Annotated in this window: 11 protein-coding genes; 7 read left to right on the top strand and 4 right to left on the bottom strand. The window is 67.1% G+C overall.

Translation table 11 applies throughout. From position 1 onward, the window contains the following. Positions 1-71: 71 nt before the first annotated feature. Entirely contained in the window at positions 72-3,545 is a 3,474-nt protein-coding gene (locus ACZ52C_RS07520) for a DNRLRE domain-containing protein (RefSeq protein WP_469073848.1), read from the bottom strand. Positions 3,546-4,030: 485 nt separating this feature from the next. Between ACZ52C_RS07520 and ACZ52C_RS07515 the strand changes: the two genes are divergently transcribed. Then, complete coding sequence (locus tag ACZ52C_RS07515; RefSeq protein ID WP_469073847.1) at positions 4,031-10,918, top strand: DddA-like double-stranded DNA deaminase toxin; 6,888 nt, start codon at positions 4,031-4,033, stop codon at positions 10,916-10,918. A 53-nt stretch (positions 10,919-10,971) separates the two neighbouring features. Continuing rightward, complete coding sequence (locus tag ACZ52C_RS07510; protein ID WP_469073846.1) at positions 10,972-11,427, top strand: Imm1 family immunity protein; 456 nt, start codon at positions 10,972-10,974, stop codon at positions 11,425-11,427. 43 nt (positions 11,428-11,470) lie between these two features. Here ACZ52C_RS07510 and ACZ52C_RS07505 read toward each other — a convergent pair whose 3' ends face one another. Next, a complete protein-coding gene (locus ACZ52C_RS07505) occupies positions 11,471-11,683 on the bottom strand; it encodes a DUF397 domain-containing protein (protein ID WP_469073845.1) in 213 nt (70 codons plus the stop codon). A gap of 11 nt (positions 11,684-11,694) precedes the next feature. Beyond that, complete coding sequence (locus ACZ52C_RS07500; RefSeq protein WP_469073844.1) at positions 11,695-12,546, bottom strand: helix-turn-helix domain-containing protein; 852 nt, start codon at positions 12,544-12,546, stop codon at positions 11,695-11,697. Positions 12,547-12,808: 262 nt separating this feature from the next. On the opposite strand from ACZ52C_RS07500, the gene ACZ52C_RS07495 reads away from it, so the two are divergent. After that, a complete protein-coding gene (locus tag ACZ52C_RS07495; protein WP_469073843.1) occupies positions 12,809-13,261 on the top strand; it encodes an ATP-binding protein in 453 nt (150 codons plus the stop codon). Between the two features lie 43 nt (positions 13,262-13,304). Here ACZ52C_RS07495 and ACZ52C_RS07490 read toward each other — a convergent pair whose 3' ends face one another. Beyond that, the gene (locus tag ACZ52C_RS07490) at positions 13,305-14,120 is read right to left on the bottom strand and encodes a hypothetical protein (protein WP_469073842.1); all 816 of its coding nucleotides are present in this window, start codon (positions 14,118-14,120) and stop codon (positions 13,305-13,307) included. 299 nt (positions 14,121-14,419) lie between these two features. Between ACZ52C_RS07490 and ACZ52C_RS07485 the strand changes: the two genes are divergently transcribed. The 4 genes from ACZ52C_RS07485 (at position 14,420) to ACZ52C_RS07470 (ending at position 16,582) form a co-directional block, all read left to right on the top strand. Beyond that, positions 14,420-15,136, top strand: coding sequence for a DsbA family protein (locus ACZ52C_RS07485; protein ID WP_469073841.1), 717 nt, complete (start codon positions 14,420-14,422; stop codon positions 15,134-15,136). Positions 15,137-15,199: 63 nt separating this feature from the next. Then, positions 15,200-15,538 (top strand): DUF7737 domain-containing protein, encoded by a 339-nt coding sequence (locus ACZ52C_RS07480; RefSeq protein WP_469073840.1) that lies wholly within the window; start codon positions 15,200-15,202, stop codon positions 15,536-15,538. A gap of 173 nt (positions 15,539-15,711) precedes the next feature. Then, positions 15,712-16,191, top strand: coding sequence for a TM2 domain-containing protein (locus ACZ52C_RS07475; protein ID WP_045562917.1), 480 nt, complete (start codon positions 15,712-15,714; stop codon positions 16,189-16,191). Then, positions 16,184-16,582: a DUF2752 domain-containing protein gene (locus ACZ52C_RS07470; RefSeq protein ID WP_469073839.1), complete on the top strand. Its 399-nt coding sequence runs from the start codon at positions 16,184-16,186 to the stop codon at positions 16,580-16,582. The genes ACZ52C_RS07475 and ACZ52C_RS07470 overlap by 8 nt, the downstream gene beginning before the upstream one ends. Positions 16,583-16,741 lie beyond the last annotated feature (159 nt).

Raw genomic sequence — 16,741 nt, 5'->3', positions numbered from 1 at the left:
CCGAAGCGCCCTGACGCGACGAGGGGCTCAGCAGGGTCACCCCGTGCTGAGCCCCTCGCCCGGTACTGCGGTCAGCCGATGGCGATGCGGGTCTTCCAGTAGCTCGCGGGAGCGACGACCTCCGTACCCGAGCCCGCCAGGACCGTCCTGCCACCTGCGTAGAAGCGCACCGAACCGTCGGAACGCACCGTCCACACGTCGGGAACGCCGTCCCCGTTCGCGTCCGGGATCCCGATCAGCAACGGGATGTTGGCGTTGGACCAGCCGGCGGAACCGTACTCGAGGTCGGTGCCGCCGGAGGAGTCGGCCCCGGAGGACAGGGAGTCCAGGTCGGTACCGCCGCCGCTCGCCGCCTTGCCCTTGCGGAGCATGAGCTGGGCGTGGACGTCCGTGCGGTACACCATGTCCGTCACACCGTCTCCGGTGATGTCCAGGACGGTGACGATGTCGCGCTCGGTCCAGGCGGAGCCCGACAGGCGGATCGCCTGGTCGATGGTGGCGCCGTGGTACCCGGTGAGGGCCCAGAGTTCGTCGCCCGCGGTGGCGAAGAAGTCGGTACGGCCGTCGCCGGTGGCGTCACCCGTGGACACGATCTGCGTCAGCGAGGCCGGGCTGGGAGCCCCCTCGGGCAGCAGGATCTCCACGCGCTTGTCGATGTTGACGGCGCCGTAGCCGTCGCCGGGATACACCCACAGCTTGCCGCCGACGCGCACCACCAGGTCCTGGAGGCCGTCACCGCCGTAGATGTCCCCGTTGTGGGTGATCAGAGCGCCCTTGAAATGGCCGGAGGGCGCGGCGACAAACGGTGGCAGGTCGTCGCCGTTCGGATCCTTGGCCGGGTTGGACCGATAGGCGCCGGCCATCGAATAGTCCAGGTCACCGGAGCCCTTGGTGAGGTCGTTGGTCGCCTGGGAGGGGTACAGGGCCAGGTTGCCGGCGTCGGTGACGACCATCAGGTCCGGGAGCTTGTCGCCGGTGAAGTCACCGGGCGAGTCGGCCTGGTCGCGGGGGCTGACGTAGAAGAAGTACTTGGTGGGTTGCGACACGTTGCCCGCGCTGTCCACTGTCCGCACATACAGGACGTTGGGACCGGCGGTGGGGGGCTTGGCGTTGGTCAGGGTCGCGCCGACGGTGGTCGCGGTGCCGGCCTTGCGGTCCAGGTGGAAGGGATAGCTGGGCGCGTTGAAGCCGTACTCGTACCGCACCACATCCGTGTTGAGGGCACGCACGGTGAAGGTGCCGGCCGTGCCGAACTTCTTGGTGCTCCACTTCGAGTCGTCGGCGCCGCTGCCGAAGCCGTTCTCCTCGGTGTCGGCGTTGGGGAAGTCCGTGGAACCGACCTTGGGCGATTTCGGCGCGGCGGTGTCGAGGACGAAACGGCACGGCGTCTTGGCCGGGGAGAACGAGGAGGACGCGTCCGCGTCGTCCCAGGCTCGCACCCGCCAGGAATAGAGGGTGCCGTTGGTCAGCTTGCTGGTGGGGAACTCGTCGGTCGTCCTCAGCGCGGTGTCCTTGTCCGCTCCCACGGTGACCTTGCCGGTCTTGCCGAGAAGGTCACCGGTGGTCGCCCACTTGCCGTGCGGCCACAGGTCGAAGTCGAGGTACTCGAGATTCCTGTCCTTGTCGGACGCCTTCGCGGTGAACGTCAGACTTCCCGATCCCATCCGGGCGTAGGGCTGGGTGGTGGTGCATTTGGCGTCGGGGCCGAGGTCGAGGGAGGTGGGAGCGCTCGGTCTGCGGTTGTAGACGAGTTCGAGCGCAGGCGGGTGTTCGCCGTTGGCCTGGAACTTCTTCCATGCGTACTGGGAGTTCTCGTCCCGGGCGCGCATCCCGAACGTGATGCTGTCCCGCCCTTCGTCGGCCTTCTTCTGTGCGGCCGATCGCACGTTGAAGGCCTCCCAGGCGTCCCGGCAGCCGGACTTGTAGCCGTGCGCGAAGCTCTTGGTGGTGATCTTGTTGCCGTCGTGCAGCTTGGGCGCGTTCTTCCAGTTGGTGCGTCCGTTGACCTTGCCGGTGAGGTGCACGCTCATCGAGCGGGCGCTGCACGACCAGGAGTACGTCTCCAACATGTACAGCTTCGCCGACTCGATCTTCGTGCCCTTGAGGTCCTTGTCGAAGTCCATGTTGAAGTACGAGCGCGACGTGCCCCAGGTGTCCGACTCGAAGCCGACCCTGGCCTCGTGCGTACCACCCTTGTTGAAGCCCTTGCCGTTGTAGAACGTGGCGTTGGGGTGTCGGCTGTACGCGGTGGTCCAGTCCTGGATGTCTTTCGTCACCGACGGGTCGACGAAGACCGGGTACGTGGTCGTCGGGTCGGCGAGAAAGTCCTGGTCGGGTGTGAGGAGCCAGTTCGACCCGCGGAGGTCGGTCTCGACGAGTTCGCCCCGGGAGTCGGGGGAAGGGCCGTCGAGTCCGGGCAGGCTGAGGGTGGCCGCCGAGCCGGTCCGGGAGGGCTCGGGTGTCGGCTCGGCCGGGGCGGACGGCGGCGGGGAGTCCGACGGAGTGGGCGCGGGGCCGTCGGTGGCCACCGGGAGCTCTTCCGGGTCGGGGTCGATCTGCTCGTCCGTCTCGACGAGTTCTTCCTCGGTGGTACTCGCGTCACCGCTCGGCGTGGGGCTGGACGAGTCGACGGGGTCCGGGCTCTCATCGTCGGTCGGTTGGGCAGAGGCGCCGACCGAGCCGTCGGTGACCGCCGGGGCGCCGCTGCTGTCCCACATCAGCGGCGTCGGCGACAGCGCGACCTCTTCGCCGTCCGCGTCCTCGGCGGAGAGAACACCGGTGATCGGGTTCAGCCGGAACGACAGGTCCGCGGAGGTGATGCCGTAGGTGAGCTGCTTGGTGCGCGGATCGGCCGCGGCCTGCCGGTTCTTGAGGACGAGCAACTGCGCGAAGCCGTCGTCGTCGGCCGTGAGGACCAGATCGGCACCCGGGAAGATCTCCGGGTACAGGGCGCGGGAGCCGTCGATGATCGGTGCGGGGACCGTGCCGGGCCAGGTGAGGTGGATGTCGTGGCCGTCGACGGTCAGGGTGACGAGGGTGCTCGACTCGGCGGCAGCCGCCTTGACCCCCCTGAGCAGGGAGACCCGGTGGACCGCGGACCGGGAGGTGCGCTGCCCGCCGTCGCGGGCCGCCTCGGAGCCGGCCGAGAACACCATCTCGGTGTTGGTGGCCTTCGGTGCCCACCCCTTCTCGGTGCGGTGGAGGTCGTAGTCGATGTCCTTCCACGCACCGTCCACCTTGGCTCGGACGGGGGAGGAGTAGAGCTTCTTGGTCATCTTGCCGTCGGGTCGCGCCCAGGTGGTGGACCGCGTGGTGCGCAGTGCCGTGACCTCGACGGACTTTCCGGTCTTCGAGGCCCGCGTGAGCGCGGCGGTTTCGGTGACCGTCCTGGCCTTGGGGCCGTCACTCGACGTGCCGCGTGAACCAGGTTCGTCCAGGCCGAGTCCGACGAACGTGATGCCGGTGGCCGCGAGCACCGTGGTGAGTACGACGGCGGTCGTCCGTCCGCCGGGCACGCGACGCCGGTTGCGCTCCTTGCGCGTCATCGGGCGAGTTCCCCTTCCCCCCTTGGAACCGGCGCGGGACAGAGCTCGGCCGGGCCAGCCGATGATGGCTCAAGAGAGGGCTGCCGTCACGCTTCGCAAGCGGGGGGAGCCGATTGAGTCCGACAACAGAAGGATGCGTAAAGGAGGTTGGTGGCGAGGGGCGATAACGGTTCTGTGAGCGGGCTATTTTGGGGTATAGCGCAGCAGAATGCATCGCAACTACCGTACTTAGCTGCGTAATTGCGAAGAGAACCAGCGAATTGCACGCTAGATCACAGAGGGGTGACGGATTCCGAAACCTCGGGTAAACGAAGATTCGGGCTTCACTTACCGTTACGTTGCGCTACATACCGTGACGATCATCACATCCGCACAGACGATCTAGCGGAACTCCACAAGAGCGACACAGAATCTCCCGCATCTGATACGCCATCATGCGTGGTCCGTTCCTGGTCCCGCCTCGAATGGTCCGGGGGGACCTCGCCGTGTTCGGTCGCTTCTTGCCTGTCCGCTCGCGTCGGCTGCGCCGGGTGCGCGCCGCTGTCGTGCCCACTGTCGGGGCGGCACTTCTCGTAGGTCTTCTACCGGCGCAGTCGTTCGCGTTGCCGCCCGATCCGGCCGTGGCCGAGAAGGGCCGTGAGAGCCTCAGTCTGGAGACTCTCGACCAGGACGAGACCGTTCCCGGAGCAGTCTCCGAGCCCGACCTGGAGACCCTGAAGGTCGACGTCCCCCCGGACCAGCAGCAGGCCGGGACGGGGACGGTCACCGCACCTGCCGCGGGGACAGAGTCGGTCGACCTCGGCTCGCCCGCGACCGCGACCCCCGCCTCGGCCCGCACGACCACGGCTGCCCGACAGGTCGCCATGACTCCCGCAGGAAAGCTCCCCGTGAGCCTCGGGCAGGCTCCGGACCAGGCCGCGCCCACCGGTACCTGGCAGGTCCAGGTCTACGACCGCGCGGCCGCCGTGTCACAGGGAGTCGACGGCACAGTCGTGGCGGTCCAGGCCCCGGCGACCGGCTCCGTGCCGATCGCGGTCAAGCTCGACTACGCGAAGTTCAAGAACCTCTACGGCGCCGACTGGGCCTCTCGTCTGCGCTTCGTCCAGTTTCCCGAGTGCTACCTGACCACGCCCGACGTCGAGGCCTGCCAGGAGTACGAGGAACTGGAGACAACCAACGACATCGAGACCCAGTCGATCACCGCCACGGTCGACACGGCGGCGGACGGAACCGTCACTCCGGCGTCGGCGAAGACGACAACGGGCGACGGATCGGCGATCGCCCAGGCGGCCTACCGTACTTCGGGCGCAGGGGTCACACCGGTCGCCGCGACCGGCGATACGGCCGTCGTCGGGGCGGTCGACTCCGGCGGCGGCGCCGGCGGCACGTTCAAGGCCACCCCGCTGTCCGCCAGCGGCAAGTGGTCGGCGGGTGGCTCGTCCGGTGCGTTCACCTGGACGTACCCGCTGACGGTCCCGGCGGCCCCCGCCGGCCCGGCACCGAACATCGAGTTCACCTACAACTCCCAGACGGTGGACGGCCGTACGGCCGTCGCCTCACCCCAGGCCTCCTGGATCGGCGAGGGCTGGGACTACGACGCCGGGCACATCGAGCGCCGTTACCGCGCCTGCCAGGACGACCGCAAGAAGATGAAGTCCGGCACCGCCAACAACACGGCCAAGAAGGACAAGACGTCCGACCTGTGCTGGGTGTCGTACAACGCGGTGATGTCCCTGGGCGGCAAGACGACCGAGCTGGTGCGCGACGCCGCTTCCGGCAGCAACCCCGAGACCGACACCGAGATCTACCGGCCCGAGAGCGACGACGGCACCCGGATCGAGCACCGCGTCGGCGGCACCAACGGCGACAACAACGGCGAGTACTGGATCGTCACGACCACGGACGGCACGAAGTACTACTACGGTCTCAACCAGGTCGGCGGCGGCCACGCCGACACCGACTCCGTCTCCGCCGTCCCCGTCTTCGGCAACCACCCGGGTGAGCCCTGCCACGCCACCACCTTCGCCGACTCCCGCTGCGGCGCGGGCAAGAAGCAGGCCTGGCGCTGGGGTCTGGACAAGGTCGTCGACGTGCACGGCAACACCCTGGTCGTCACCTGGAAGCAGGAGACCAACTACTACGCCGTCAAAAAGAAGTTCAAGTCGCCTGAGCAGTACGACCGTTACGCCTACCCGAAGACCATCGAGTACGGCATGCGCTCGGACCTCACCACACCGTCCGCGACCGTTGAGTTCGGTGTGGCACAGCGCTGCCTGAAATCGGCCACGGCCTGCGACGCGGCGAACTTCGCCAAGACCTCCGACCCGGGCGCATACCGTCCCTGGTGGGACACCCCCGGAAACCTCAACTGCAAGTCGACGTCGAAGCTGTGCCCGGCCTTCCCGTCCTTCTGGACGCAGCTGCGCCTCGACTCGGTGACGACGAAGGCCGCCCGTGCCGGCCAGTCCGGCCTGGGAAAGGTGGACACGTACGAGCTCCACCAGTCCTTCCCCGCGGACTGGTACTACTCGTCGCCCGGCCTCTGGCTGAACTCGATCACCCGTCGCGGCTTCGCTCCCGGCGACACTACCGGCACCCTCCAGCACAAGGACGGCGTCAGCTTCGGCGAGTACACGGTCGGCTCCTCGTCACCCTTGAGGAAGCGCCTGAGGGACCGTCAGCTCCCCAACCTGGTGTCGAGCGGGCCGAAGGACCAGCGCCCGCCCTTCACCCGTCCCCGCATCGGCACGGTCGCCACCGAACACGGCGGCGACATCGAGATCGAGTACAAGGGCGGCTGCGCGAGCGAGCCCTCGGAGGACAAGGGCAAGAACAACGGCACCTGCTATCCCGTCCGCTGGTCACCGGACGGCGACGAGAAGAAGCCGGCGAAGTCCTGGTTCAACAAGTACGTGGTGCACTCCGTGACGGAGAACGACAAGGTCACCTCGCGGGGCAAGCTGATCCACACCAAGTACAACTACTCGGACCCCGCCTGGGCGAAGTCCGACGACGAGTTCACCCGCCCGTCCCTGCGCACGCACAACGTCTGGCGTGGCTATCGCCAGGTGGCGGTCACCAAGGGCAGCAAGACCACCTCCTCGACAGGAGCGCCGCAGCCACAGTCGTACTCCGAGACGCGCTACTTCCAGGGCGTCGGCGGCGAGGTCAAGGACTCCACAGGCAAGTACACGCTCGTCGCCGACGACGAGCCGCAGTACGCCGGCATGACGGCGGAGAGCCTCACTTACCTCGACTCGGACAAGGGGACACCGAAGAAGCGCACCCTCAACTACCCCTGGTCGAAACAGACCGCGTCCCGGTTCCGTGAGGCCGAGGACGGCGCCGACATGGATCCGCTGCTCGCCCACCGCAGTGGTGTGAAGCGCACGGACGAGATCCAGAAGGTCGACGACAGCTGGCAGGCCGTCCGAACCCTGACGACCGTCGACGACACCTACGGCATCCCGATCCAGGTCGAGACGGCGGTGGTCAAGCCGGACGGCTCCGGCGAGGCCTTCTCCGACCAGATCTGCACCAAGACGTCGTACGTGCACAACACGTCGGCCTGGCTGATCGGCCTGCCGAAGCAGCAGCGCACCACGGGCACGACCTGCGCGGCCCATGACATCGCCGACCCGGCCACGAAGCTGATCAGCGCGACCCGCACCACCTACGACAACCTGTCGTACGGCGACGCCCCGACGAAGGGGCTGGTCACGGCCGCCGCCGGTGTGGACGGCGCCGGGACCTCGTACTCGGTCGTCACCAAGACGACGTACGACCCGCTGGGCCGGGTCCGTACGGTCACGAAGCCGGGCGCGGGGACGACGGAGATGCAGTACACCCCCGGCGACACGGGCGGTCCCGTCACGTCCGTGAAGGCGATCAACGCCAAGGGCCACGCCGTCACCACGACCTTTGACCCGGGTCGCAGCCTGGCCCTGACGGTCACGGACGCCAACAGCCGGGTCGTCCGGAACGAGTACGACGCACTCGGTCGATTCGTACGGGGGTGGTCCCCGTCCCGTTCCTCGGGCGGCAAGTCGCCGAACGTCGAGATCGAGTACCAACCGGCGATCGCCACCTCGAAAGAGTCCCGACCCGCCGCCGTCACGACCAGGACGCTGAAGGACGACGGCACTTACAGCCGTCAGGTGACGATCTTCGACGGCCTGATGCGCCAGGTCCAGACCCAGGCGGAGGCGCACGGTCCCGGCCGCGTCGTCACGGACACCACCTACAACGATCACGGCTTGGTCGACGAGCAGACGAGCGCCTACCTCGCGAAGAACGAACCGGCCGGCGAACTCTTCTCCCCCAAGTCGAAGTCGCTCGTCCCGAGTCGGGTCAAGTTCCGGTACGACGGCCTGGAACGGCCGGTGAGCGAGTCGAAGTACCACGACGAGAACGTGGTGCACGCGACGAAGACGGAGTACGGCGACACCAGCACGTACGTGGACCCGGCGGGTTCGACGTCGCCGCGGACCCGGACGCACACGGATGCCCTCGGCCGGGTCAGTTCGATCGTCCACTACAAGGACGACAGCACGACCGCCGGACGCGTGACCACCTACGGGTACGACGCCCGCGGTCAGCGCACCAGCGTCACGGATCCCGCCGGCAACGAGTGGACGTACACGTACGACGCCCGTGGGCGAGTGACCTCCACGACCGACCCGGACGTGGGTAAGACGGACACCTGGTACGACGAGGCCGACCGCCCGAACAAGGTAAAAGACGCGGAGGAGCGGACGACGTACACGGAGTACGACGAGCTGGGCCGCATCAAGTTCGTCCGCGAGAACTCCGAGACCGGCACTCCGGTCAAGTCGTTCACGTACGACTCGCTGCCGGGCGCCCTCGGCCAGCCGGTGGCCTCCACCAGGCACACCGTGAACGGCGACTACATCAGCCGCGTCACGGGATATGACAGCGAGTACCGTCCGACGGGCACCGAGACGGTGATCCCGGCCAACACCATGACGACGGGGGTCTCCGGGACGTACGCGTACAAGTACACGTACACGCCGACCGGAAAGCCGCAGACGGTCACACTCCCGTCGGTGGGCGGACTGGCCCAGGAGAAGGTCGTCACCCGCTACAACAGCGACGGCCTGGCCGAGTCGACCTCGGGCCTCGCCTGGTACACGTCCGACATCACCTACTCGCCCTACGGCGAACCCCTTCGGACGGTGTCCGGCTCCCAGCCGAACCGCGTCTGGACAACCAACTTCGTCGACCCGTACACCGGACGTCTCCAGCGCACGGTCGCGGACCGGGAGACGGCCGGCCCGCACCGGATCTCTGACAGCCACTACGCGTACGACAAGTCCGGCCTCATCACGTCGAACGCCCGTCAGCTGTCGGACGCTTCGGGTGACACCTGGGACACGCAGTGCTTCACGTACGACGTGATGGGTGAGCTGGTCAACGCCTGGACGTCGAACGTCACGCCCACCGGCAGCGGCACGGGGTGCAAGTCGGCGGACGGGACGACGTGGGGCCCGCGGACGGACTACGCGGCCTCGTCGGGGCCGGTGGCCGACGCTCCGGACACGGCGACCGACGCGTCCGCCCCGGACACCTCGCTGAAGTCGACGCTGACGGCCACGGCCCCGGCGGCGAACACGATCGGCACCGGCGCCACCGCCTACCACCAGTCCTTCACCTTCGACTGGCTGGGCAACCGGGCCACCCTGACCGAGGCGAACCCGGCAAACCCGGCGGACGCGACCAAGAACGTCACCTACACCTACGGCTACAACCCCAAGCAGCCGCACACGATGACGTCGATCGACTCCAGCCCGGCGGGACAGGGCAGCACGTACACGTATGACGCGGTGGGCAACACGAAGCTCCGGGAGCTGCCGGCCGGGGCCCAGGACCTGAAGTGGACGTCGGAGAACAAGCTCGACACGATCACGGTCGGCGGCAAGAAGACGACGTACGTCTACGACGCCGCGGGTAACCGCCTCCTGGAGAACTCTCCCTCCGGTTCGACCCTGTACCTGGGCGAGACGGAGGTGACGACGGGGAGCTCCGGTGCGGTGACCCGCGCTTCGCGGTCCTACGCCCAGCCCGGCGCCCCGGTGGTGACGCGCACCGCGACGAGCGGCTCGACCACGGGGCACCAGCTCTCGGCCCTTCTCGCGGACCACCTGGGCACGGCGAACACGGCGGTGGCGCTGTCGAGCGGCCAGGCGGTCACCCGCCGAGCCGCCAAGCCGTACGGCGAACTCCGCGGCCCGAAGCCGGCGTCCTGGCCCAACAAGCGCGGCTACATCGGCGTCGGCATCGACGACACGGCCACCGGCCTCACCCACATCGGCGCCCGCGAATACGACCAGAACTCGGGCCGCTTCATCTCGGCGGACCCGATCATCGACATCGCGGACCCGTTGCAGATGAACGGGTATGCGTACTCCAACAACAGTCCGGTTTCCAAGTCCGACCCCACGGGTCTGTGCCTGACCTGCGGTGTTGGATATCCGATCGGCGGAACGGGGAGCACCAAGGACAACCCCAAACGCTTTGTGGGTGCTTCGCAGGGCGCTTCTCAGGGAGGGGGCGGGGTCGGCGATCCGGGCTATTCCGGTGCTGGCTACACCGGACAGCTACCTAAGGCTGCGAACGGCGATGCGAACCAAATAGTGCGCATCCAAAAGAACTGGTATTTGACCATCTATCCGGGCATCTACCTGCCTGTCGGGCACAAGGACATCGATCGAATTGCGCGGGAGATACGTGAGCAGATGACGGAGTCGTGCAGCGGCTTCGACTACTACTGCAACGCGCCGCGTGAGGATGGCACTGACCCCGGGGCGTGGGCCCGCACAGTGGCGAAGATATATGCCTGCCCCAAGAGCTGTGATGGTGGAAAGCTGTGGCTCAATCCCGGTGACATGGGGGCCGCTGCTGCGGCAAGTAGCCTAGCGGGACTGGGTGGTGGTGGCGCGAGGGGCCTTAGTGGAGTACTCGCGAATGCTCAGAAATCTCTTGCAGGTAGGCGCCTTACTACCGGGCAGATATTCGACTCCAATGGCAAAACGATCGGGGGTGAAATAACTAGCGGTGGAGACGATTTGGCCAAGCGCGCCCAGGAGTATCTGTCAAGCTCCCCCAATATTCGAAATCTTCCCAAGGGGGCGAAATATGCCTCGGCTGATCATGTTGAGACAAAATATGCGATGATGATGCGAGAAAAGGGGATCAAGAATGCGCATGTGATGATCAACAACGACCACGTTTGCGGAGCTCCGCTAGGCTGCCAGGTGGCAGTTCGTGCGATTCTTCCTCAAGGTTCGAGTATGACTGTGTATTATCCTGGCACTGGCGGTCCAGTCACGTTGCGAGGGTTGGCGGATCAGTGATTCTTAATGCTGTAATCCATGGTGTATATCATTACGCTCGGACGCGGTCGGAGATGGCCGAGTTGATTGCGGAGGTGACAGAGAATCTCGCTTCGGAGAGAGGATATTCTGCTCAAATAAGTCCTGGCGAGAGTGCGTGCTTCATGTTTGCAGATGGCCGGCATACCGCAGACACCGTTTCTTGGTGGCCGGATAACTTTCTGCAGATTTCTGTCAATTCGGTGACGGGGTATGGTGGACTTATTTGGTATGTTGGTGAGGAGCGGGCCGAAGCCTCGATGGATGCCATCTCGGAGCATGTCTGGGTTTCTGACAATCCGGAGCCGCCCGAATTTGACCCTCGAGTCGTTTCTGATCCCGGTTTTCCGCTTTTCTTCGATCGGCGGAGTGTTCTCCCGGTCTCGCAAGTGCGCGCGGCGCTAGAGGAATTCTGTCGTGCGGGGACAGGTAGCCGACCCGAGTCGATTGGCTGGGTTCGAGGTGAGACATCCGGGCGGCGACTCAACTGAATCTCTTAATTCGATGCGTCGGCGATGGTGTCGACGGGTGAGATCAAAACGGCGCGAGAGATCGCGTGCGGTTGGGGGATATGCCTCGTCGTGTCGTGTGCAGCAAGGCGGTGAGTTCTCGGGGCTGGAAGGTAAGAGCGACCGTGGGGTTGTCGGACTCGCGGAGGTGGATGGTTCCGTCCGGGGTGGAGGCGACTTCGAGGCAGTTGTTTCCCTCGCTGCTGTAAGACGACTTCTGCCAGTGGAGGGTGGGCACTTCGGATCCTTTCAGAGGTCGTTGATGATCTCGCGGATCAGGTCTTGGGAAGCGGACTCCTTGAGGGCGACCGCTTCGAAGCGGGTCATGAACGTGCGGTACTTCTCCAGCTGGAGGTCAGCGTGGAGGAATACGGACCCATGTTCGGCGTCGAGTTGCACGGTGTCCAGCTGAGGGACAGGGCCGTCGGCATAGAGGACAGTCTGCCCGGCGCCGGGGAAGATGCCCGCTGCGTACGGGATGACCAGCACGGTCACGTGGTCCAATTCGCTCATCTGCATGACCTGCTCCAACTGTCCGCGCGTCACGTCTCGGTCGCCGAATCGCATGCGCAGAGCTGCCTCGTGGATGACCGCGGTGAACGGGGTCGGGTTGGCCGCGAAGAGGATGCCCTGGCGCTTGATGCGGTGGGAGACGCGGTACTCGATCTCTGGTGGGGACAGCTGCGGGATGGACTGCCGGAAGATCAGGCGCGCGTAGTCGATGGTCTGGAACAGGCCTGGGATGTGCGCGACTTGGGCGGTGCGGATCGCCGTTGCGTGGTATTCGAGCTCGGACAGGTCGAGCAGGCCGGGCGGGAGGGTCTCGCGATACTCGTCCCACCAGTTGCGGGCCCGGCCTGCGGTCATGGCGGCCAGGGCCTCAATGTATGTCTCGTCCGAGCAGCCGTAGCTGTGGGCGAACATGCGAACCCGGTCCGCGCTGACCCCGAAGCGCCCTGCTTCGATGGAGCTGATGCGCGCCGAGTTGACGTTGAGCAACTCCCCTGCCTCGCGGGAGTTCAGGCCGGCGCGTTGCCTCAGTTTGCGCAGCTCAGCGCCTAGACGCTGCTGTCGTTCCGTCGCTGCTGCCCTTGGCGGCATGCTGCCCGCCTTTCACTCGTTGGGGTAATGGTTTGCCGTAATGGGTAGCAACCCTACTCCTGAATCTCTACTTTCAGTGGTGCAACAGCTACTTAAAGTAGCGATGGGTTTCAGGAAGTGCACCGCCTTGCCCGCCCAGAGCGCGCGTATGGCGGCAGAGCCACCGCCCACGCCACCCGAGTCATCCGTCCATCTCGGCCCCCTTGTGGCCCCTCCGTACATGCCATTCATCCCCTCCGTGCCTCACAGAGGAGTTGCGTCCATGACCGAACTCGCCCGCAGGGCACTCTTCGTAGACGCCCCATTGGCCAACGACTGGGAGTACGCCCTCCGAATCCCCCACTCGCCCCTTGGCCCTCGCATCGTTCGCGCCCACGTGCGAGCCGTGCTCACCTGCTACGAGGCCGGTCCCACCGTCCTCGACAATGCTCAACTCGTCGCCTCTGAGCTGGTCACGAACTCCCTTGCTCATACGAGGGATTCGGTCGCCGTACGGCTCCTACGTGCCGATGGGTGCCTACGGCTGAGCGTGTGGGACAGCAGCCCATCTCTGCCGCGAGAGAGGCCAGGGCCGGCGGCCGACGCCGAGAGCGGGCGGGGGCTGTGGCTGTCGAGGGCGTGTGCCGACGAGTGGGGGCAGCATCTTGTGGTCAACGGGCGGCGTGACGGCGGTGGCAAGGAGGTGTGGGCGGAGTGGCGTTTCCCGGGCGTATAGGCGAGGGGGCCGTCCGTTCACAGAGAACCGGCGGCCCCCTTAGTCAGGCCTTGCAGCTGCCCACCCGTCGGCTGCTCACCGCGAGGTCGTCCAACCTCATCTCGAACGCCGCCGGTGCCGGGTTCGCCTGGTACAGCTGCCAGCCCAGCTTCAGCTTGTCGAAGGTGGGGAAGACGAAGTCGTCCGTCGTGCCGCCATGGTTCTTCGTGGAGACGGTCAGGTCGGGCTGTTCCAAGCCGTCGAAGTAGACCGTGACGCGGTTGTCCGTGGCGTCCAGGTGGAATTCCACGCACTGCCACTTGCCCGCGACCGCCGGGGCCGACGTCTTCCAGTTGGTCCAGTCGCCCGTCGGGCCCAGGTCCGAGCCGACGCCCCAGAAGTTGCCCTTGTCCGTGGGGGCGTACTGGCCGCCGAGAGGGCGGACCAGGGTGGGGGAGTCGGGGCCCGAGGCTTCGGCCAGGGTCCAGTGGGCCCAGTCGGGGGCCGTGGGGAACTCGGTCACCCGCAGTCGCATCCGGGCCCAGAAGCTGTTGCCGCGCGGGGCGAGGTCGGAAAGGACCATGAAGGCGCGGCCGTTGCCCTCTGTGCGGATGCGGAGTTCACGGCCGTCGTTGTCGGAGCTGGGCGCGACGGTCAGGGTGCCGTTGGAGGTGTCGGTGGTCCAGCCTCTGCCCTTCGTCACCGGGCCGAGGGGGAGGCGGTCGAAGTTCTCCCGGACGAGTGTGCCTCCGTATGCGCCGCCGTATGTGCGGCCGGACGTGTCGTGCGGGGCGGGCGTCGCCGAGGCTGTGGGGGGTGTCGCGATCAGGATCGCGGCCGCGGCCGTAAACGCGGCTGCGGCTTTCCTCAGGAGGTTCATGGGGTCAGTGTGTGATCAACCTCCCCATCCGTCACGGGAGTTGGGTGCGATCCGGCCAAGCGGAGACGCTTGGCGCCCGCTGGGCGGTGCCCGGAAGACCGCGCTCGTGGCCCTGCTGAACCAAATGGAGTAGTGCCTGGTCAGCGACCTGTGTCGTACAGTACGCGCACATGTCAGGCCCTGGGGGGTTCGGGGCGAGGGCGACGGGTGTCGAGGGAGGGGAGCCGCGCAGGCTGTGATCCGGCCCTTCGGTTCGTGGTGGAGGGTGGGCGTCGATGGTGGGTGCGCGGAGAAGACGGATGACGGCCGTGGCGGTCGTCGCGATCGGGCTGCTGCTCGGCGGATGCGGTGAGCGGCCCGCCTGGGCGGAGCGCAGGCCCGCCTACGGCGACCTGCGGGAGCTGCCGGAGGAGCTGGACGCCGACGGCACGACGATCCGTGTCGGGGATCCGCACGCGCTGGTCACCCTCCGCCTCTACGAGGACATGCGCTGCCCCGTCTGCGAGGAGTTCGAGCGGACCGGCGCTCCGGCCGCGCTGGAGCGGACGCTGGCGCGCAAGGTGGTGACCGAGTACACCCTCGCCTCCTTCCTGGACGACAAGCTGGGCGGCAGCGGCTCGAAGAAGGCGGCGAACGCGCTGCGGGCCGCGCTGGAGGAGGGCAAGTTCGCCGAGTACCACGCCGTGCTCTACGAGAACCAACCCGAGGAGATCGTCGACGGCTTCACCGACGCGTATCTGCTCGAACTCGCCGCCGAGGTGAAGGGGCTGCGCGGTCCGGCGTTCGACTCCGCCGTCAGGACCATGAAGTACCGCGACTTCGTGGCGAGGTCCCAGAAGGCCTTCGACCGGGCGGCCTCCGGTACGCCCACCGCCGACATCAACGGGAACCGGGTCCGTGAGGCGTACTCCGGGGTCCTCTACGAGGAGGTGGCGTTGGGCCGGCTGCTCGACGCCGTGGAGAAGGACCCGGAGGGGTGGGAGGAGTACGGGCCCATGTCGGAGGACCTGGGCTGACTGTCGGTCCGGAAGCGCGGCCTGACTGTCGGTCCGGAAGCGCGGCCTGACTGCCGTCCGGCGGTGCGGGCTGAGCGTCGGTCCCGCCGGACGCTGCTGGAGCGGCTCGTGCCGCGGCTCGCGATCGCCGACCGGTGCACGCTGGAAGGGCGGTTCCTCCAGGTCGAGGGCGCACTGCACACGTACCGGATCCATCTCGGGTCCGGCAACGTCCTGATGTCCCCGAACGACCGCTATCCGTGCATCGTCCCCAGGTCGACCGTCACGGGCGGGAACGGAACCACGCAGACCGGCTATCTCCCTTTCGAGGGCGACCGTATGCTCGCAGTCATCCTCAGCAAGGCGATGCTGCTCGCCAAGGACTCGGAGATCACGGACCCGACCATTGTCAGCCAGCTGTGAGACGTCTGTGACGGTCGACGACGAGGCGATGTGACTCCGCCCACATGCGGGAGCCGGCGGGTGCCCGGCCGAAGTAACAACTTCTCTCCGGGCCCTTCCCTCCTGCAATATGACGGACAGCCCATAGTGAGTTTTTCAGCCGCTCAAGCAAACAACACGCAGGAGTCAGTACCGTGACCGAGCAGCCTCAGCAGCCCGCTCAGCCCCCGCAGCCGCCGCAGCCCGGATACGGGTACCCGAACGCCGCCCCCGGCCAGCCGGCCGCGGGCCCGTACGGGGCTCCGCAGGGCGGCTACCAGCAGCCGGGCGCGGGCCAGCCCGGCTACGGCTACCCCCAGCAGGGCGGCTACCCCCAGGGTGGCTACCAGGTGCCCCCGACGCCGGGCGGCGCGTACACGGGTGACCCCAACGCCCCCTACGGCTACGACCCGTACGGCCGTCCGTACTCCGACAAGTCGAAGATCGTCGCGGGCATCCTCTCGCTGTTCCTGGGCGCTTTCGGTGTCGGCCGCTTCTACATCGGCCACGTCGGCCTCGGCGTCGCGCAGCTCCTCACCTGCGGCGGCCTCGGCATCTGGTCGCTGGTCGACGGCATCATCCTGCTGACCAGCAGCAACACCACGGACTCCAACGGGCGTGTCCTGCGTGGCTGAGCGCGGCCTCAGCACCCTCCGGCATCCGGCGGCGGCCCCCCTCGCGGTGGCCGCCGCCGGGCTGGCGGGCGCCGCGTACCTGTACGGCACCAACCCGCACGAGCCCGGCCATCTGCTGCCCCAGTGCCCGTTCCGCTATGTCACCGGGCTGCTCTGCCCCGCCTGCGGCGGCACCCGCATGGTGTACGACCTGATGCACGGACAGTTCGCCGCCGCCTGGCACGACAACCGGGCGCTGCTGCTCGCCGCGCCCTTCGCCCTCGTGCTGCTCGGCCGCTGGTCCGTCGAGGGGCTGCGCGGCCGCCGCTGGCGCCCCGAACTGAAGCCCCGCACCCAGGCCCTGATCCTGGGCATCGCGGTGACCTGGACGATCGTCCGCAATCTGCGCTGAGTCGGCCCGCGCTGACCCCACGCGGCACCCGTAAATCCCTTACGCCCGCTTTATGTTGCTCAGTTGTCGCAAGTTGGCTGGAATCGGATCACGGAATCGGAACGATCGCCGGGATCCACTCCCATCCGCCCCTCGCGTCTCATTACGCTGCAACGGCTA

Source organism: Streptomyces sp. NPDC034049, from assembly GCF_055575575.1.
This window is presented reverse-complemented; position numbering and strand designations above follow the sequence as displayed.

Coding starts and splice junctions, on each gene's coding strand:
- ACZ52C_RS07490 (WP_469073842.1), bottom strand. CDS start 14,120: ATGAACCTCCTGAGGAAAGCCGCAGCCGCGTTTACGGCCGCGGCCGCG.
- ACZ52C_RS07485 (WP_469073841.1), top strand. CDS start 14,420: ATGACGGCCGTGGCGGTCGTCGCGATCGGGCTGCTGCTCGGCGGATGC.
- ACZ52C_RS07500 (WP_469073844.1), bottom strand. CDS start 12,546: ATGCCGCCAAGGGCAGCAGCGACGGAACGACAGCAGCGTCTAGGCGCT.
- ACZ52C_RS07495 (WP_469073843.1), top strand. CDS start 12,809: ATGACCGAACTCGCCCGCAGGGCACTCTTCGTAGACGCCCCATTGGCC.
- ACZ52C_RS07520 (WP_469073848.1), bottom strand. CDS start 3,545: ATGACGCGCAAGGAGCGCAACCGGCGTCGCGTGCCCGGCGGACGGACG.
- ACZ52C_RS07510 (WP_469073846.1), top strand. CDS start 10,972: ATGGCCGAGTTGATTGCGGAGGTGACAGAGAATCTCGCTTCGGAGAGA.